Annotated in this window: 14 protein-coding genes and 1 riboswitch; of the genes, 4 read left to right on the plus strand and 10 right to left on the minus strand. The window is 70.0% G+C overall.

Annotated features, from left to right (window positions below; all coding sequences use genetic code 11):
• Positions 1-5: 5 nt before the first annotated feature.
• Together H3C53_02385 and H3C53_02390 are read right to left on the minus strand one after the other, a co-directional pair.
• Complete coding sequence (locus H3C53_02385; GenBank protein MBW7915524.1) at positions 6-857, minus strand: ABC transporter permease; 852 nt, start codon at positions 855-857, stop codon at positions 6-8.
• The gene (locus H3C53_02390) at positions 854-1,771 is read right to left on the minus strand and encodes an ABC transporter permease (protein MBW7915525.1); all 918 of its coding nucleotides are present in this window, start codon (positions 1,769-1,771) and stop codon (positions 854-856) included. The genes H3C53_02385 and H3C53_02390 overlap by 4 nt, the downstream gene beginning before the upstream one ends.
• A gap of 94 nt (positions 1,772-1,865) precedes the next feature.
• Between H3C53_02390 and H3C53_02395 the strand changes: the two genes are divergently transcribed.
• Positions 1,866-3,359 carry an ABC transporter substrate-binding protein gene (locus H3C53_02395; protein MBW7915526.1) on the plus strand — a complete coding sequence of 498 codons (1,494 nt, stop codon included), beginning with the start codon at positions 1,866-1,868 and terminating at the stop codon, positions 3,357-3,359.
• Between the two features lie 35 nt (positions 3,360-3,394).
• Positions 3,395-4,741 (plus strand): M20/M25/M40 family metallo-hydrolase, encoded by a 1,347-nt coding sequence (locus H3C53_02400; GenBank protein MBW7915527.1) that lies wholly within the window; start codon positions 3,395-3,397, stop codon positions 4,739-4,741.
• 230 nt (positions 4,742-4,971) lie between these two features.
• Here the strand turns inward: H3C53_02400 and H3C53_02405 are convergent, their stop codons facing one another.
• Positions 4,972-6,612: an AAA family ATPase gene (locus tag H3C53_02405; GenBank protein ID MBW7915528.1), complete on the minus strand. Its 1,641-nt coding sequence runs from the start codon at positions 6,610-6,612 to the stop codon at positions 4,972-4,974.
• Positions 6,613-6,837: 225 nt separating this feature from the next.
• Between H3C53_02405 and H3C53_02410 the strand changes: the two genes are divergently transcribed.
• Positions 6,838-8,949, plus strand: coding sequence for a S8 family serine peptidase (locus H3C53_02410; protein MBW7915529.1), 2,112 nt, complete (start codon positions 6,838-6,840; stop codon positions 8,947-8,949).
• A 134-nt stretch (positions 8,950-9,083) separates the two neighbouring features.
• Here H3C53_02410 and H3C53_02415 read toward each other — a convergent pair whose 3' ends face one another.
• The 4 genes from H3C53_02415 to H3C53_02430 form a co-directional block, all read right to left on the minus strand.
• Entirely contained in the window at positions 9,084-9,956 is an 873-nt protein-coding gene (locus tag H3C53_02415) for a carbohydrate ABC transporter permease (GenBank protein ID MBW7915530.1), read from the minus strand.
• The gene (locus H3C53_02420) at positions 9,956-10,825 is read right to left on the minus strand and encodes a sugar ABC transporter permease (protein MBW7915531.1); all 870 of its coding nucleotides are present in this window, start codon (positions 10,823-10,825) and stop codon (positions 9,956-9,958) included. Before H3C53_02420 ends, H3C53_02415 begins: the two co-directional genes overlap by 1 nt.
• 44 nt (positions 10,826-10,869) lie before the next feature.
• Complete coding sequence (locus tag H3C53_02425; protein MBW7915532.1) at positions 10,870-11,961, minus strand: ABC transporter ATP-binding protein; 1,092 nt, start codon at positions 11,959-11,961, stop codon at positions 10,870-10,872.
• Positions 11,962-12,060: 99 nt separating this feature from the next.
• Positions 12,061-13,494, minus strand: a complete 1,434-nt coding sequence (locus H3C53_02430; protein ID MBW7915533.1) for an extracellular solute-binding protein — start codon at positions 13,492-13,494, stop codon at positions 12,061-12,063.
• 503 nt (positions 13,495-13,997) lie between these two features.
• Positions 13,998-14,079: riboswitch (cyclic di-GMP riboswitch) on the plus strand.
• 441 nt (positions 14,080-14,520) lie between these two features.
• Here H3C53_02430 and H3C53_02435 point away from each other — a divergent pair.
• Positions 14,521-15,375, plus strand: coding sequence for an endo alpha-1,4 polygalactosaminidase (locus tag H3C53_02435; GenBank protein MBW7915534.1), 855 nt, complete (start codon positions 14,521-14,523; stop codon positions 15,373-15,375).
• Positions 15,376-15,396: 21 nt separating this feature from the next.
• Here H3C53_02435 and H3C53_02440 read toward each other — a convergent pair whose 3' ends face one another.
• The 3 genes from H3C53_02440 to pelF all read right to left on the minus strand — a co-directional run bounded on the left by H3C53_02440 (position 15,397) and on the right by pelF (position 18,831).
• On the minus strand, positions 15,397-16,020 hold the full coding sequence (locus tag H3C53_02440) for an endo alpha-1,4 polygalactosaminidase (GenBank protein ID MBW7915535.1): 624 nt from the start codon (positions 16,018-16,020) through the stop codon (positions 15,397-15,399).
• A 70-nt stretch (positions 16,021-16,090) separates the two neighbouring features.
• Positions 16,091-17,416 (minus strand): hypothetical protein, encoded by a 1,326-nt coding sequence (locus H3C53_02445; protein ID MBW7915536.1) that lies wholly within the window; start codon positions 17,414-17,416, stop codon positions 16,091-16,093.
• Positions 17,416-18,831 carry a GT4 family glycosyltransferase PelF gene (pelF, locus tag H3C53_02450; protein MBW7915537.1) on the minus strand — a complete coding sequence of 472 codons (1,416 nt, stop codon included), beginning with the start codon at positions 18,829-18,831 and terminating at the stop codon, positions 17,416-17,418. Before pelF ends, H3C53_02445 begins: the two co-directional genes overlap by 1 nt.
• Between the last annotated feature and the right edge of the window lie 62 nt (positions 18,832-18,893).

The raw sequence follows: 18,893 nt of genomic DNA on the forward strand, positions 1-18,893 counted from the left end.
CCTCCTTACCCGCCCGGCGCCGTCAGGTCCCTGAGCGTGTCGCCGAGCAGGTTGACCGCCAGCAGCGTCACGAGCAGCACGAGCCCGGGCATGGTGGGTAGCCACCAGGCGACGGCCACGAACACCTGGCTCTCGGCGAGCATGCCGCCCCAGCTGGGCGTGGGGGGTTGCACGCCGAGGCCGAGGAACGACAGGCCCGCCTCCGCCAGGATGAGCCCGCCCAGCTGGAGGGTGCCCTCGACGACGATGATGGGCACGAGGTTGGGGAAGAGGTGCTTGAGCATGAGGCGCCAGCGGCGCGCGCCGAGCGCCTGGGCGGCCACCACGTACTCCTCGTCGCGCAGCTCGAGCACGCGGGCGCGGGTCAGGCGCGCGAACGACACCCAGCCCGTGAGGCCCAGGGTGAGGATGACGACGGGCAGGCTGGCGCCCACCGCCGCGATGACGGCGATGGCGAGCAGCACGAACGGCAGCGCCATGAGGGTCTCGGTGATGGCGGTGATCACGGCGTCCACCACGCCGCCAAGGAAGCCGGCCAGCACGCCCAACACGACCCCGAGGGTCATGGCGATGGCGAGGGCCGTGGCGCCCAGCGCCAGGGACACGCGGGCGCCGGCCAGCAGTCGGGCGAGGACGTCGCGGCCGAGCTGGTCGGTGCCGGCCACGTGGGTGACCCCGCCGCTCGCGAACATGGGGGGCTTGAGGGTGGCCATGAGGTCCTGCTCGAGCGGGTCGATGGGGTAGAGGGGCCCCAGCAGCGCGCCCGCCACCACGGCCGCCAGCGCGATCACCGACAGGAAGACGCGCGGGCGGCGCAAGTGCTTGGCGAGCCGGAGGCGCCACCGTGCCGCCGTCACTGCAGCCTCACGCGGGGGTTGAGGAGCGTGAAGGTGATGTCGACGAGGGTGTTGACGAGGATCAGGAACACCGCCACCACCAGCACGCCCGCCTCCACCACGGGGTAGTCGCGGGCGTAGACGGAGCGCACCAGCAGCCGGCCAAGGCCGGGCCAGGCGAACACCGTCTCGGTGATGACGGAGCCGCCCAGCACGAAGCGCAGCTGCAGCCCGATGACGGTGACGACGGGGATGGCGGCGTTGCGCAGGGCGTGGCGCCACACCACCCGGCCGCGCCTGAGGCCCTTGGCGCTGGCGGTGCGCACGTAGGCGGCGCCCAGCACCTCGAGCATGCTGATGCGCGTCATGCGCACGATGCCGCCCAGCAGGAAGAGCGCCAGCGTGCCGGTGGGCAGCACGTAGTGGCGCCACGTGGCGGCGCCCGCCGCCGGCAACCACTTGAGCTGCACCGCGAAGAGGAGGATGCCCATCACGGCGACCCAGAAGACGGGCAGCGACTGGCCCGTCACCGCCACGCCGGTGATGACCGCGTCGCTCGCCCCGTCGCGCCGCAGGGCGGCGAGCACGCCGAGGGGCACGCCCACCACCACGGCCAGGAGGATGGCCAGCCCGGCCAGCGAGAGGGTGGCGGGGAGGCGCTCGAGCACCAGCCCGAGGGCGTCCTGGCGGAACTGCAGGGAATCGCCGAAGTCGAAGCGCACGAACTGACCGAGGAAGCGCCAGTAGCGCTCGACGAGCGGCGCGTCGAGGCCGAGCGTCCGGCGGAGCTCGTCCACCTGGGCGTTGGTGGCGTCGGGCGGCAGCAGCAACCTCACCGGGTCGCCCGAGAGGTTGACCATCGTGAAGACCAGGAGCGACAGGCCGAACAGCACGACGAGGCTCATGACCAGGCGCCTGCCCAGGTAGGTCAGCATGGCGCCAGAGTACCCGCCCTCACGGCGTCCGGTATCATTCTTCACTGAGTTCGGGACGGGGACCCGGGCTCCGGGGGTCACTAGGAGGCAACCGATGCTCGGTAGAGTCCGCAACCTACTCCTACTACTCGTGGTGGCGTTCGCCGCGCTCGCGGGCGCGCAGAACGTGGTGGTCATGCAGAGCGCCGACGCCAAGACGCTCGACCCCACCCAGAACCGCGAGACCCCCACCTTCAACGTCATGCTGCACCTGTTCGACGCCCTCGTCTTCAAGAACCCCGACGGCACCTTCGCGCCCGGCCTGGCCGAGTCGTGGTCGGCGCTCGACGACCTCACCTGGGAGTTCCACCTGCGGGACGGCGTGAAGTTCCACGACGGCGAGCCGCTCACCGCCGACGCCGTCAAGTTCACGGTGGAGCGGATCAAGGACCCCGAGGCCGCCTCGCCCATCGCCGGCGGCTACGCCTTCATCGACCACGTGGAGGTCGTCGACCCGTTGACCGTGCGGATCGTCACCAAAGCGCCCACGCCGCTGGCCGAGGTCTACTTCTCCGAGATCTTCATCGTGCCGCCCGCCTACTACCAGAGGGTCGGCGCCGCCGAGTTCGCCTCCCACCCCGTGGGCACGGGGCCCTTCAAGTTCGTCGGCTGGACGCGCGACGTGAGCCTCACCCTCGCCCCCAACGCCGATTACTGGCGGGGCGCGCCGAGCCTGCCGGGCATAGTGTTCCAGCCCGTGCCGGAGGCCATCACGCGCTTCTCGAGCCTCAGCGCCGGCGAGGCCGACATCATCACGCAGGTGCCGCCCAGCCTCACCGCCGCCGTCGACGGCGCCACCAACGCCCACCTCGCCACGGTGGACGGGGCGCGCGTCCTCTACATAGGCATCAACACCACGGGTAGCAACGCTGCGCTCAAGGACGCGCGCGTGCGCCAGGCCCTCAACTACGCCGTCGACCGCAACGGCATCGTGCAGGGCATCTTCGGCGGGCTGGCCACCGCCACCACCGGCCTCTTGACCCCCATCGACTTCGGTTACGACCCCGAACTCGCCCCCTACCCGTACGACCCGGAGCGCGCGCGGGCGCTGCTCGCCGAGGCCGGTTACGCGAGCGGCCTCACCCTCGTGCTGGGCACCCCGAACGGCCGCTACGTGAACGACGTGCAGGTGGCGCAGGCCGTGGCCGCGCAGCTGCAGGCCGTGGGCGTGACCGTCGACCTGCAGGTGCGTGAGTACGGCGCCTACGTGGGCGAGCTCTTCGGCGGCGCCGCCCCCGACCTGTTCCTCATCGGCTGGGGCAACGCGCCGTTCGACGCCGACTTCGTCTACTGGAACCTGCTGCGCACCGACCAGCTGCTCAGCTACTACTCCAACCCCGAGCTCGACGCGCTCATCGACGTTGGCCACACCACCATCGACCGCGGCGAGCGCCTCGCCGCCTACCTGAGCGCCGCCGTCATCATCCAGGACGAGGCGCCCATGATCTTCCTCTACAAGCAGAAGGACGCCTACGGCGTGAGCGACCGCCTCGTGTGGGAGCCGCGCGCGGACGAGTTCATCTACCTCTACGGCGCCACGCTCAAGTGAGTGACGGCGCGCCGCAGCGCGGATCCGGCGGGGGCATGACGCTCCCGCCGGAGCTCGCGCGCTTCGCCAAGGCGGCCATCGCCGACCTCGTGGCCATCCCGTCCGTGGCCGCGCAGGGCCGCGGCGTGGCCGAGGCCGCCGAGGCCGTGCGCGCCCTGCTCACGGCCGAGGGGTTCCCGGCAGAGCTGCACGCCACCGCCGGCAACCCCGTCGTGTACGCCGAGGGGGGCGCCACCGCGGCCGGCGCGCCGACCGTCCTCTTCTACAACCACTACGACGTGCAGCCGGCGGAGCCGTTCGAGGAGTGGGACTCGGACCCGTTCACGCTCGACGAGCGTGACGGTGCCCTCTACGGCCGCGGCGCCGCCGACGACAAGGGCGAGCTGGTCACGCGCCTCGTGGCCCTGCGCTGGTTCCAGCTCCGCAACGGCCCCCTGCCGTTCAGGGTCAAGTTCGTGGTGGAGGGCGAGGAGGAGATCGGCAGCCCGAGCCTCGCCGGCTACCTGGAGCGCGAGCGCGAACGGCTCAAGGCGGACGCGGTGGTGTGGGAGTTCGGCGCCGTCGACGCCCACGAGAGACCCACCACCTTCCTTGGCCTCAAGGGCATCCTGGCGCTCGAGCTGCGGCTCAGGACGGCCGACCGCGACCTGCACTCGTCGTACGGCCCCGTCGTCGACAACGCCGCCTGGCGCATGGCCGCCGCCCTCGCCTCGCTGCGCGACGCCACCGGCCGCGTGCTGGTCGAGGGGTTCTACGACAAGGTCGTCACCCCGCCCCACGACGTGGTGGCAATGGTGGACGCCCTGCCCGCCGAGGAGAGCGAGCTGGCGCGCCTATTCGGTCTGCGCGGCTACCTGAACGGCGCAACGGGCCGCGACTGGCTGCGCGCCGTGGTGCTGGCGCCCGCCCTCAACGTCAACGGCATCAGCTCCGGCTACGCCGGCGAGGGCGCCAAGACCGTCATCCCCGCCGCCGCCACCGCCAAGATCGACGTGCGCCTGGTGCCCGACCAGGACCCGTTCGAGGTCAAGGGGTTGATCGAGCGACACTTGGCCCGCGCCGGCTTCGCAGACATCGAGGTCGTGCTCCTCCAGCACCACGAGAAGCCCGTGTGGGGGCCGCGTGCGCACCCGTTCGTCGATGCGGCGCTGGCCGCGTTAGAGGAAGTGCACGGGGTGGCGCCGGCCGTGTACCCGAACACCCCGTCGTCCGGCCCCATGCACCCGTTCGTGGAGCAGCTCGGCGCGCCCGTCGTGGGGTTGGGCGCCAGCTACCCCGGGGGGCGGATCCATAGTCCGAACGAGCACGTGCGGTGGCGGGATATCGAGAATGGGAGTGCGGTGATCGTCAGGGCGTTGGAGAGGTATGTGGTGGGGGGGTAGGTCCGGGGGCGTTCAGATGTGGGTCGCGGCGTGGTGCAAACTGCGCGCGAAGGGGCCGGTGTGGACGCCGGCACGCCGTGATGGGCCGAGTCACAGGTGGCGAGTCGGTTCGTTGTAAGGCGGATGCCGCCCGGTGGGGGGAGTGCAGCGGTTCCTTCCGACACATAGGCCGGGTGGCATATGGGGAGTGGCTGCGGCGCCGCGTGCTCGGGACGCGCGGATAGGGAGAGTCAATAGCCGTCCTGTCGCCGAGGCAAGAGTTGTTTCCTACTCGGCGTAGCCACGTCGGATTTGGGGTGGGCCCCGGCCTGGGGCCCGTAGCCGTAGCCGTAGCCGTAGCCATAGCCGTAGCCGTACTTGCCGACCCTAGCTGCTCTCCCGCCGTGGTCGACGTTCGTGATCACGGTACCCAGGACGCGCACGCCGATACGCTCGTAGAGATCGAGTGTGGCCGCCGTCGAACGACGGTCCGTGGTTGGAAGGCTGAGCGCTAGAACCACGGCCGTTGCGTGTGGGGCGATGGTCAGCGTATCGGCCACGGGGAGCGTGGGAGGCGAGTCGATGACGATCGCGTCATACTGCCCCTTCAACCGCATGAGGAGCGTAGCGAACGACCGCGATAACAACTCGGTGGGGTCCGGAGCCGGCTCGAGCGTCGGTAGTACGTCCAGGCCCACGCCGTCCAGATGGACCGTGACTGGCCTGCCGCTACCATCGGGGTTCTCCAGGAACGCTCTAAGCACGGAGTTGCCAACCTGATCCTTCGTCAACCCGGCCCTGGCTGATACCGTGGGTTTCCGCATGTCTGCGTCTATCAGCAACGTGTTGTAGTCATTCCTCGCGAGGCTCTGTGCCAGGCCCAGCGCCACGGTGCTCTTCCCCTCGGCGGGACCGGGGCTAGTCACGACGATGACCTTGGGTAGGTCCTGAGAAGTTGCGAACATGATGTTAGTGCGGAGGTAACCGGTCGCCTCGCTGGGTAGGCGCGTGGTCCCCGATGGAAGTCGCGGGAACTCTCCCAGGACAGGTAGTTCCGTCGCGCGCTGTATGTCCTCGGAGTTGCGGAAGCGCGTGTTCATGGCCTCCCGCAACATGACGAGGCCGTATACGAGGAAGAGTCCTAGGGTGAAGGCCAGTGCAGCGTTGCGCGCGGGTTGAGGTCTCGATGGTCGCAGGGCTGGCATCGCCGGCTCGAGTACCTCGAGGAGCCCGACCGCCGATGCGCTGAGGGCGCGTACCGCGTTCAGCTGGTTCGCTCTGTCGGCCCGCAGGGCCTTGATTCCCTCCACCTGCGTCGACTGCGAGGCATCTGATCCGACGCCCGTGGAAGCACCAACGATCTCCGCATCGAAAGCGTCGATCTGTGACTGGAGGGTCGCGATGAGGACTTGGAGGTTCTGCTTAGCTCGCGCTATGTCCCAGCCGAGAAGCGCATTCCCGAGGGCGTTAGCCGCCTCCGCCGCCCACGACGGATCGGCGTCTCGCACCGTCACGCGCAAGAGGCTCGACTGCTGGGCCGATTCAGCCCGCACACTCACTACTTTCGAGAACGCCCCGACCGTAGCGACGCCAGCGTCGTGGACACCAAGCGTCTCGAGGGCTGTCGACAGAACTGGGTAACTCTTCGCAGCGGCCTGGTACGCCGTGATGTCGATAGTGGGTGCGGTTACAAGCGAGACTCCGAACGTGCCCTGGGCGCTGCCTGGTCTACTGACCAGCAGCGTTGCAGTCGAGTCGTACTCGGGCGTCATGCGCCTGCTCAAGTAGTAGGTCAACCCGGTAGCGCCAAGTGCAACGGCAAGTGCGAACACCAATCCGCGGCGCAGCAATTGAACTAGGTCCTGAAGGCTTATCTCCTCTTCGTATTCCATGTCTTGCGATACTTCCTATCGCTGCATGCGCGGAAGGAATACCCGTCCCCCTGGCCTCCCCCAGCACATCTCCCCGTCCCCGGTCGCAGCAAGGGCGATGTGGCGCGAGCATAACCCGGCTATGATTCTCGGAACCGATGTTGGCTGGCGTTCGGCCGCGGCGGGGCTTCTGCGTCTCTTGGGCGTCTTGTTGCGGTCGCGCCGGCTGGGTCGGGCGTTAGGAAGGTGATCGGTTTGAGGTTCCCGGGGAGGCTCTCTCGCAAGTCCATCTGGCCGGTGGTGGCCACGTTGGCCCTCGTGCTGGCGGCGTGCACGCCGCCCGATTCGACCCCGCCCACCGTGGCCATCACGGCGCCGGCGGCCAACGCCGTCGTCACGGCCGGCACCACCGTTCACGTGACGGGCACGTCCGACGACAACGTGCGCGTGGCCGGCGTCACCGTCCTCGTGAACGGTGAGGCGCTCAACACCGTGGTGCCCTCCGACACGGGCGACTGGGCCCTCGACTGGGTGCCCACCACCGAGGGCGCCGTCCAGCTCGTGGCCAGGGCGAAGGACACGGGCGGCAACCCCGCCGACTCCGCCGCCGTGTCGGTGACGATCAGTGGCGCCACCGGCAGCGTAGTGGGCACCATCACGCGCGCCCCCACCACGTTCTCGCTTGGCGCGCAGGCCGCCGGGCCCGAGGCCGCTCCGGTGGTGCCTGGCGAGCTGTTCGTGACGTTCGAGCGCGGCGCGCGCGACGCGCGCTTCGGCACCACCGCCCAGGGCGCGGCGGAGGGCTTCACCTTCCGCGCCGACGGCGGCTTCGCCTTCGGCGGCACGAGCTTCGCGGCCGTGACCACCTTCCCGCTCGTGGAGGGCCTGACGCTCTACCGCGCCGCGGGCCTCGACGCGGCCGCCACGCGAGCCATGGCCGAGCGGCTCTCGGCCACCGGCTTGGTGCGGAGCGCCTTCCCGAACTGGATCCTCTCCACCACCGCCCTCACGCCGGACGACCCCCTCTACGCGGGGCAGGCGTGGCACTACGAGCTCCTCAACCTGCCCGAGGCGTGGGAGGTCGAGACGGGCGCCACCGATAAGGTCACGGTGGCCGTGCTCGACACGGGCAAGTACGACCACGCCGACGTGCAGTGGGCCGCCGGCGGCGCCAACTTCGCCAACTGGGACCCGGTTGCCCAGATGCCCGGCGAGGGCACCATCGACGACCCGTACACCCTGGCGGGCGGCTCCACCCACGGCACGCACGTGGCGGGCACCATCGGCGCCGTCACCGACAACGCCGTGGGCGTGGCCGGCGTCAACTGGAACGTCGACGTTCTGCCCGTCAAGGTGCTGGGCGCGAACGGCAGCGGCAACTTCGCCGGCATCCTCGAGGGGCTCTTCTGGGCCGCTGGAGTCGACGACCCGGCCTACGGCGGTCACGTGAACGCCAACATCCCGCGCGTGATCAACATGAGCCTCGGCGGCAACGTGTTCGCGGCGTGCCCGGCCGACGCGGACGCCATCTTCGGCGCCCTCGCCAGCATGGGCATCACGACCGTGGTGTCGGCCGGCAACGACGGCTCGGCGGCCGACATCTTCTTCCCCGCCAGCTGCCCGAGCGTCATCACCGTGGGCGCCGCCGGCCCCACGGGCGCTCGCGCCTACTACTCCAACTACGGCCTGCAGGTCGACGTGCTGGCGCCCGGCGGCGACGACGACTACGCTCACCCGGACCTCCCCGGCGACTACGCCTACGCCGGTGTCCTCAGCACCGTCTCCGACGGCGTGATCGAAGATTACGGCCTCATGGAGGGCACCAGCATGGCGGCGCCGCACGTCAGCGGCGTCGTGTCGCTCATGCTGGCGCGCGAGCCCGGCCTCAGCACGGCGCAGATCCGCGCGCGGCTGCACGCCGCCTCTGCGCCCCTCGCCCTCGCAGAGTGCGCCGCGCCCGTGCAGGGTCTCGCCGACTTCAACCTGTGCGGCGCGGGGCTCCTCGACGCCAACGCGGCGCTCCTGGGCCTCACCCTTGCAAGCAGCCCCACGGCCACCGTGTACGCCCTGCCGTACGTGAACGGCGTGGCGCCCGACCCGGGCTTCGGCAGCCTCCCTAGCCTCGGCGAGCTGGCGCCCTACCAGACGGCCGCCGTGCCCCTCGGCGACGGCACGTACACCTACACCCTCGACGGGCTCGCTCCCGGCACCTACCTGGTGCTCAGCATCGAGACGCGCGACGCCGCCACGGGCATCTCGGGCGTCGACCGCGTGGCGGTCGTGGACGAGGTCGAGGTGACGGCCGGCGCCGCCACCGACGTCGACCTCACGGGCGTGCCGCTCTACACCTTCTACTAGGCGCGCGCATGAAACAGGTGGCGCCGGTCATCACGACCGGCGCCACGTCCTCTCTCCGACCCAGTCACGGTGGCGGCGGCCCGCGTGACCCGCACGCCGCGGCGGCCGGCCCTTTCCGCGCCGACGCTTGCTGGCTACTCACCGGCCACCGCCGTGAGCCCCGCCACGAAGTGGTCGATGAAGAAGGTGTACAGCACGGCCACGGGGATGCTGGCTATCAGGGCGCCCGCCAACAGCGGGCCCCACCTGAACACGTCGCCGCGCACGAGCTCGGTGGGCACGCCGATGCTCACCGTCTTCTGCGCCGAGTCCTGCACGAACGTGAGCGCGTACACGAACTCGCTCATGGAGAGCGTGAACGCGAACACCACCACGGTGAGGATGCCCGGCACGGCCAGCGGCAGCACGGCGCGCACGAAGGCGCCGAAGCGCGAGTAGCCGTCCACCATGGCCTGCTCCTCGATGTCGGCCGGTATGCCCTTGAAGAACCCCATGAGGAGCCACGTGCAGAACGGCACGGTGAAGGTGGGGTAGGCGACGACCAACGACCACATGGAGTTCTGCAGCCCCAGGAACGCGATCACCTTGGCGAACGGCAGGAACAGGAGCGTGGGCGGGATCAGGTAGGTGAGGAAGATGCCTATCGCCAGCGCCTCCCCCCAGCTGCCCGCCAGGCGCGCCAGGCTGTAGGCGGCCGGCACGGCCAGCACCAGCGTGATGGCCACCACCAACCCGCCAACCAGGAACGAGTTGAGGAGCCAGCGCACGAACAGCGTGTCCTGGAAGAGGAGCCTGATGTGCTCCAGCGTCGGCGACTGGCTGAACCAGAACGGGTTGGCGTTCGGGTCGAAGAAGTCCGAGTTGCGCTTGAACGCCGTGATGAGCATGACGTAGAAGGGCAGCGCCGCGAAGACGGTGAAGAGCGCGATGACGAGGTAGAAGACGCCGCGCCCCGCCAGGCGCCCCGCGCCCCCGCGCCCGGGCGCGCCGAGCGACGTGGCGGCCATCAGCCGACCTCGCTGCGGCGGATGAGGCTGAGCAGCACCCCGCTCACGCCCGCCAGGGCGGGGAAGAGGAACAGCGCCACGGCCGCGCCCTTGCCGAGGTTGCCGCCCAGGATGCCCGTGAAGAACGCCATGGACGCCACCACCTGCGTGCTGTTGGCCGGCCCGCCGCGCGTGAGGATGAAGATGCTGATCATGTCGCCGAACGTGAACACGAACGTGAACAGGATGGCCACGAGCAGGATGGGCGAGATCATGGGCAGGACGATGTCGAACAGTCGCCTCAGGTAGCCGGCGCGGTCGATGCGCGACTGCTCGATCACGTCGCGCGGCACGGAGTTGAGGCCCGCCAGCACGATCACCGTGGCGAGCGGCAGTAGCCGCCACACGTTCACGACGATCACCGACGGCATGGCCAGCTGCTTGTCGCCCAACCAGTAGAGGTTGGGCATGGCGCCCAGGAGCGCCCCGGGGCGCCCCAGGAGCCCCAGCTGCCTGAGCAGCCAGTCGATGGGGCTGAACACCGAGTCGTACATCCACAACCAGCCGATGAGACCGAGCGCCACGGGTGCCGTCCACGGCAGCAGCAGCAGGAACCTCACCACCCACTTGCCGCGGAACTTGCGCATGAGCAGCTCCGCCTGGATGGTGGCGAGGACCAGCACGGCCACGAGCGTGCCGAACGTGAACCAGATGGTGTTCTTGAGGGCGGTGATGAAGTTGCGGTCGCCGAATAGCTCGAGGAAGTTGCCCGCCCCCACCCAGCGCGGCTCGGTGCCGCCCGTGGTCACGTCGTGCAGGCTGTAGTAGATGGCCAGCCCGAACGGCACGCCCACCAAGAGCACGATGAAGAGCACCGCCGGCAGGAGCATGCCCACCGCCAGGAGGGCGTCGCGGCGCTGCGGCGCGTGGGCGCTCATGCCGTCTCGGCGGCCGCGCGGCGGCGCCCGGTGGCGGGGTCGAAGACCTTGACGAGGCCGGGCTGCACGAAGAAGTCGTGCTGCACGCCCACCTCCACCCGCCCCGCCAGCCGCGCGGGCAGCTTGGCGATCACGTCCGCGCCCTTCGGCCCATCGACGAGCATGGCGGCCGCGGCGTCGGTCGCGCCCTCCTGCGGCACCTCCTCGGCGTTGGGCACGCGGCCGTACAGCAGGATGTCGGCGCCCAGGTCCTCGACGCCCGTGACGTAGAAGCCCAGGTGCCTGGCGCCCGGCCGAGCCTCGAACTCGCCCTTCGGCAGGAAGTTCTCGGGGTGGAAGCCGATGACCTCGCCGCCCACCCGGAGGAGGTTCATGGCGGGCGAGCCCATGAAGCGCGCCACGAACGTGTTGGCGGGCTCGCGGTAGATGTCGGACGGCGTGCCGATCTGCTCGATCTTGCCGTGGTTCATGACGGCCACGCGCTCGCCCAGGCCCATGGCCTCCACCTGGTCGTGCGTGACGTAGATGGTGGTGATGCCCACGCGCTGGTGGAGCTTCTTCAGCTCGTGGCGCGCCAGGTGCCGCAGCTTGGCGTCGAGGTTGGAGAGGGGCTCGTCGAGGAGGAACAGGTTGGGTTCGCGCACGAGCGCGCGCGCCAGCGCCACCCGCTGCCGCTCGCCGCCCGAGAGCATGCGCGGCTTGCGCCTGAGCAGGTGCCCGATGCCGAACAGGCCCGCCGCCCAGTTGACCTTCTCCCTGATGACCGCCTCGCTCGTCCTCACCGCCTCGAGGGGGAAGGAGATGTTCTTGTACACGCTCTTGTGCGGGTACAGGGCGTAGCTCTGGAACACCATGGCGATGTTGCGCGCGTTGGGGGGCAGGTCGTTGACCACCCGCCCCCCGATCAGCACGGCGCCCGACGTGAGCTTCTCGAGCCCCGCGATGGTGCGCATGAGCGTCGTCTTGCCGGAGCCGGAGGCGCCCAGCAGCACGAGGAACTCGCCGTCGCGCACCGCCAGGTCCACGCCGTCGACGGCGCGGACCCCGGCGAAGTGCGTGTGCAGCTCCCGGACCTCTAGGGTGGCCATGTCAGGCCGCCGCGCGGGAGGCGGGCGCGCGCCCACCTGGCGGGGCCGCGCGCGACCCCGCGCGCGCGGCGGCCTTGGAGCGGGGGCGGTGGTGCAAGGTCAGATCAGCCCCCGCTGGCGCCAGCCCTCGAACACCTTGCGCGCCTCGGCCGCGCCCGTCTTGATGGCCTGCTCCGGCGTCTCGTCGCCGCGCACGGCGCGCGCGAACATGTTGGGGATCACGAAGGTGTTGAACACCTCCGCCACGGCCGGGCTCGTGTAACCGGGCCGCCCCACGTTCGTGGTCCACTCCACCGCGTTCTTGAGGGGCTTCAGCTTGCCCGCCGGCTCGCCCTCGAGGCGGAACGGGTCGTCGTCGAACCACGCCTCGTGCAGGTCCGCGAACGTCTTCGCTCCCGCCACCGCCGGGTACTCGCCGGCGCCCGTCACTGGCGCGTTGAAGTAAGAGGGCGAGTTGTACAGCTTGCTGGCGTACATGGCCTGGTCGTAGTTCTCGGCCAGGTCGAGCACGAACTGCTTGGCGGCGTCGACGTTCCCCGAGTGCTGCGGCACGATGTAGTTGTAGATCACGTGCGCGTTGCTCCAGGCGCTGCCGCGCGGCCCGTGCAGCGCCGGCCCGAAGAACACGTCCTTGGCGATGTCGGGCACGTCCGCCTGCGCCGAGCGGTACGCCGAGATGCTGTTGAGGATGTAAGACGCGCGCCCGGCCAGGAGCGCCTGGTTGTTGGAGGCCGCGTTCCACGCGAACACCTCCGGCGTCATGGCCGCCTCGTACAGCCGCTTCATGAAGTTGACGGCCTCGAGCGCCCGCTCGAACGGCTCGCCCGAGTCGATCACGATGTTGCTCTCGGCGTCCTGCAGCATGCTGTCGAACGAGTACAGGATGGCGCGGTGCGCCATGTTCGAGTCGAGCTCCTGCGCCAGCCCGATGCCGAGCTGCACCCCCTGCTCGTCGCGGATCTTGCCGCCCACCGTGACGAGGTCCTCCCAGGTGGTGGGGCCGTCCGGCATGCCCGCCTTCTCCCACAGGCTGCGCCGGTAGTTGGCGGGGTCTATCGTCCAGCCGATGCAGAAGCCGTAGTACTTGTTCGTGACGGGGTTGAAGGAGTAACGCTTGCCGATGTCGAGCTGATCGCCGAAGCGGCTGGCGGCCTCCTGGTTGATGTCGGTGAGGTCCAAGAGGCTCGGCTCGAACTGCCCCGCCTCGGCCCCCACGATCTCGATGAGGTCGTGCCCGCTGCCCGCCGAGATCTCCGCCGCCACCGCCGTGGGCAGGTCGGCCAGGTTCACGTGGTCGACGATCACGTTCACGCCGTTGGCGGCGCCCCACGCCTTGGCGTAGGCGTCGAACCAGGTGTCGTAACTCGGGACGAAGTGGCTCCACTGGAGGATGCGCAGCGTGCCCGACTGCCCCTGCGCCCGCACGAGCGCCGGCCCGGCGGCCGCGGCCGCCGCCGCCACCCCCATCAGCTTCATGAACGACCTACGCGAGATGCGCTTCCTGAACGGGTCGAGCCTAAAGAGCTGATCCACCTTCACTCCTTCCACTCCCGTGCCGAGCACGGGCTGCCCGATGGGACCGCGGCCGGCCGCCTGCCGGCACGCCCGCCGCGAACGGCCCCCCGAGACGGGCATAGGGCGTCGCCTGAGGCCCGAGGCTCACGGCAGGGAAGGGAAGACGCGGTGGAAGGAGGCCCCGCGTGAGCGCGGGCGAGGCTGTTTGCACGACTCGACTCCGGCTCGCCTCCTTCTCGCGCGAACGCGCGCGCCTGGCGAGGGTGGCTCGGCGCGCCGCTCGCGGCGCCCGGCCGGCCACGGCCTGCGCGGCCCGCTGCGCAGGTGCGCGCGGCCGCCGCTAGGTCGCCAGGTTAGTTACCGAGGTCACAATAGGTCCGGGCGGGCGGGCGGTGCAAGGGTAGATGGGCGGAGGGGGGTGAGCGAACGGCGTGGAGAACCCCTCGACCGTGAGCCTTCGTGCACCGCGGCCACACTCACGCTTCTCACTGCGCTCGGGCCGAGACTCGGGCCACGAGGGGCAGCCCTCGAAACGCGTTGAAACCCGGTCCGTATCTGGGCGCCTGGGCCGGGTGGAGCGAGTGGCGCAACCGGTTCGAGCAAGCCCTGGCGCTTGTGCCAATCAAGCTGGTTGCCACCGCTCTAAGCGGCGCCCACGCGAAGCGGGGTAAGAGGTTGATGGCCAGGCAGGTCAGCATCATCGGTAGGCGTAACTTGCAGTTGCTCGTCGCAGGTCTACTCGTAGCGCTCGTCGCCGCCTGCTCCGCGGGTGAGACGACACGCGCAGGCGGCGTCGCAATTTACGCCAGTCTCGACCCCGCCCACGCCGACGCCTTCCCGCTCGACGGCCGCACCCTCGAGGTTTCGCCCCTGCACGTGTTCGTGCGCGAACCGTCGGGCGGACTCGAGTTCGTCGAGTTCACCGTGGTAGGCGCTGATGGCGACAACCTCCTCACCTACACCGACCACGACTCCCCCTTCACTCCGACGGCGGATGCCGGGCCGTTGGAGCTGGCCGAGTACGGCGAGGGCACGCTAACCATTGTGGCCAGGTCGAAGCTCGCCGCGGGCCCGACGGTCACGGCCCACGCCACCTTCCGGGTCGCGAGCGCACAACAGCCCCCGGCCGACCCCGATGACCCGCGCGAGCCTCACGACCCGAGCGGTCCGGGTGCGCCGGGGCGACCCACGACGGGCAACATCTGGCAACCCAAGCCCGGCACGTCGTGGCAGTGGCAGCTGTCTGGCAGGCTCGACACTAGCGTTCCCGCCGATGTCTACGACATCGACCTCGAGACCAACAGCGCCGCCACCATCGCCCAGTTGCACGACCAGGGCCGGCGCGTCATCTGCTACTTCAGCGCCGGCAGCTTCGAGCCCGGACGTTCCGACGCCGGGCAGTTCCCCGCGGCCGTGAAGGGCAAGAAGATGGCCGGTTGGAACGAGCTCTGGCTCGACATCCGCAAGATCGACGCCCTCGCCCCCGTCATGCTCGCGCGCCTCGACATGGCCGTCGCCAAGGGTTGCGACGCCGTCGAGCCCGACAACGTCGACGGCTACCAGAACGACACCGGCTTCCCCCTGAAGGCGGCTGACCAACTCGCCTACAACCGCTGGCTGGCCGGCGCCGCGCACGAACGCGGCCTCGCCATCGGCCTCAAGAACGACCTCGATCAGGTGACGGACCTCGTCGACCACTTCGACTTCGCGGTCAACGAGGAGTGCTTCGCCTACGGCGAGTGCCGGCTGCTCCTTCCTTTCGTCAGGGTAGGCAAGGCCGTGTTCGGGGCCGAGTACGAGATCCCGACTGCACGCTTCTGCGCCGAGGCGAACGAGCTCAACATGGACTTCATCCGCAAGAACTGGGACTTGGACGCCTTCCGGCAGTCCTGCCGCTGAGGGCCTTAGCGCGGGAGCGGGTCAGCCGGGCAGGCCGGTGACGTCGCGGTTGGTCACCTGCACCGGCACCTCAAGGTTCGCGCCGCGGGACACCGCGAAGTCGGCCAGTTCCGGCCGGTTGGCGTAATCGAGTACGAACAGCTCGCGCCCGGTCGCGCGCAGGCCCGGCAGGCGCGCGGCGTTGTCGAGGAGCTCGCGGCCGCGCAGGGCGCGGTAGCCGTCCTCCCAGGTGGTGGAGAAGGCCTCGAACAGGAAACCGTCCACGAGGGGCGCCAGGTCGGCGAGTAGCGCGTGACCGCGGTTAGCTAACATGTAACCTCCGGCGACGACGGCACGCAACTCGCGCACGACAGCGAGCGCCGCCCTGCGGTGGCCGCCAAGGATGGGCGGCGTCTCGAGGGTGTCGAGCAGGAGCCCCGTGAAACCGGCAGCCAGAGCCGCCTCTGCCTGCCGCCGCAGGTGCTCGTGCCAACCCGGGTGGGCTACGTCGACGTAACTGCCGCCCCACACGGGGTTCTTGCCAGCCAGCTGCCACGGCGCCATCGGGCCCGTGTCCTCGCCCACCGACAGGTAGGCCAGGGAGCTAACGCCCTGCGCGGTCAGCGCGGCGATCTCCCCGGTCGTGTAATGGTCAGGTTGCAGCACGACACGCCGACTGGCAGCGAGGGCGGGCAGCTGTCCGGAACCGTAGTAAACGAGGAGGTCGCCGTGACCCCTATAGGAGGTAGATGGCATACCGGCCCACCTGCCTGACACGCCACTGGGCCACGAGCAGTAGGGAGGCGGCCAACGCGACGCCCACCCAGAGGAAGGGCAGCCCCGCCCACGCCGCCACCCCCGCCAGGACGAACGGCACGCTGGCGCCGGCCGGGTTGCCGAGCGCGAAGTCGACCACGGCGATCCCGAGGCTCGTGCCGAACAGGCCGAAGGCGTACCAGTGGAAATGCCACGGCGCCGGCCCGGCGAGGAGCTCGAGAGCCAACGCGGCGCCCAATGGGACGAGGAACAGCGTCACGTAGCCGAGGAGGGCGAGCTGCGCGAACTGTTTGAAGTCCGCCCTGTTCCGCGCGCGCCAGAGGCGGTCGGTGAGTAGCGCCTTTAGGGCGATGAGGAGACGCTGCGACACCAGGATGATGACGAGCAGCAGTAGCGCGCCCGGCAGGACGTTGCGGTCGGGCTCCTGGTCCGCGAGGAGCGCGAGGATGAGCAGCCCCTGGCCCACGCCGTAGAGGAGCGGGTGTGGCACTACGCCGGCGCTGCGCCGCAGCCATGCCAGGCTCTGGCGCGGGTCGTGGCGCGCAAGGGGTAGGCACAGAGAGGTTGCCGTGCCGATGGCCACGAGCTGCACGACGATCGGTGGCAACGAGAACGCCGCCGAGAGCGCGAGGCCGGCCCCGACCACCAGCGGCACGGCGACCGCGGCGAGGTGCCGTTCGGCCCAGAGCAGGCTGCCAACCGCGAACCAGACGAGCGTTGGCGCCAGCGTGGCCGGCCCGAACCGCAGGAGCAGCCAGGTCAGGGCCAGCGCCACCAGCCCCAGCTGCACGATCACGGCCAGCGCCCCGCGTTGGTCGGCGTGCGGGAGCTCGCCCTTCGCCTTCATGAGTAGCGCGGACCCGACCTGCGACCAGACGAGCACGACGACGGCCGGCGCCAACATCTCCACCTGACTGAAGGCGCCCAGGAAGTAGGTGATCACGAACGCCAGGCACATGGCCGTAGGCGTGGCCCAATCGCGCTTGTCTTTGCGCTTCGGTTCGCGCCGCTCGCGGATCCTCGGGGTGCGCTCGTAGAGCGCGTGCGCCAGCTCGAAGTGACTGGTCACGTGGAAGCGCGCAAGGGCGGTCGGGCTGTTGAGGCCGAGCGCCTCCAAGTGCGCGACGATCTCGTAGGGGTCGCTTGCCTCCAGGCAGAGCCGGTTGAGGGAGCGGCCGAGCCGGTCGATGGGGTCGCTGCTGCGGCGCTCGGCTCCCGCCCAAGAGTCCGCCGCCACCTCGGGTGGCACGTAGTCGGGCGGCGTGTAGGCGACGGGCTGGCTCATCAGACGGCGCGGGCCTGCTTGCGGGCGCGCACCCCCAGCTCGCCATAGAGGCCGCGGTAACCGTCGTACATGCGCGAGAGCGTGAAGAGCTGTAGAGCGCGCTCGCGGGCGCCGACGCCTAGGCGCCGTCTGAGCGGAACGTCCACGAGGAGTTCCGTCAGAGCGGCGCCGAGCTCGTCGGGCGAGCGTGGGTCGACCATCCGCCCGAAATCGCCGACCGCCTCCCCGACGCCACCCACCTGGGTGGCCACCACCGGTCGGCCGCACATCATGGCCTCGATGGCAACGTACGGGAAGCCCTCGGAGATGCTGGAGAGCGCCACGACGTCGGCGGCGTGATAGGCGTGATGAACCGGCTTGACCGGCCCCTCGAAGGTGACGGAGCCGCCCAGGTCGAGGTCGCGCACGAGTCCCTTGACCTTGGCGTCGTACTCCTCGTTCCCCTTCGGGACGGGCCCGAAGAGCTTCAGCTTGGCCTCCGGCGCGGACTTCGTCACCGTCGTGAACGAACGCACAAGGGTCTCGAGGTCCTTGATGGGGTCGATGCGGCCCACCCACGACACGGTGGGTCGTGACTGCGTGTCTGTTGTGGCCACGGGGAACGCCTCCGGCGCGACGCCGTTGTACACGATGCGCGTTCTCTCGGCCGGCGCCCCGAGCTCGATCTGCCAGGTGCGGTTGAACTCGCTGACCGACACGATCAGGTCGGCCTCCTGGTACATCATCCGCGCCAGGGCGTAGTAGAAGCGGGACCGGAGCAGCTTGAGGCCCGGCGGGTTCTCCTCGCTCGTGAGGCTCAGGTACCGCTCGCGCAGGTAGAGGCCGTGCTCGGTGAGCATCAGCGGCACACCGTAGGCCTTGGCTACTAACCAGGCGGGGATGGCCGAGAGGCCGTTCGAGGTTGTGTGGGCCTGGTCGGCGTGCGGTGGGATGAAGAGGAGGGGCCCAAGCGTGCCCTTCAGCCAGTTGACCGCCAGCGCGACCTCCGCCATGGGCGGAGCCTCGCCGTTGGTGCGCCAGATGGCCACACGCACCGCCTCCCAGGTGGAGCGCTTGTCGAAGTAGGGCCACAGGTCGACGTCGGTGCCCAGCGTGGCGAGGTCTAGAAGCCCGGTCGCGAACGACTCGAGGTCGTCCTCGGCGAACCCAAGCAGGCGTTCCAGGCCGCGCGCGAACGTGCGTTCGGAGCCGCGCCCCTTGCCGGGACGACCGCTCCTTGGCGTCCACAGCCTGACGGAGGTCAGGCCTCTCACGTTGGCGGATAGGGCGTAGGCCGGCTTCGTCGGCAGCGGCCCGGTCACCTCGAGCAGGTGGTACTCGTGCTCGGCCATGCCGCGCACCAGCTGGTCGCACCAGGTCGAGACCCCACCCATGATCGAGGGGTAGGTGCCTTCGGTGGTCAGGAGGAGCTTCACGCCGCGCCCCCTGCGGCCGCGCGCGCGACTACCCACCACGCGCCCACCTCCGCACGCCGACG

Source organism: Trueperaceae bacterium (assembly GCA_019454765.1).
Lineage (GTDB): Bacteria > Deinococcota > Deinococci > Deinococcales > Trueperaceae > JAAYYF01.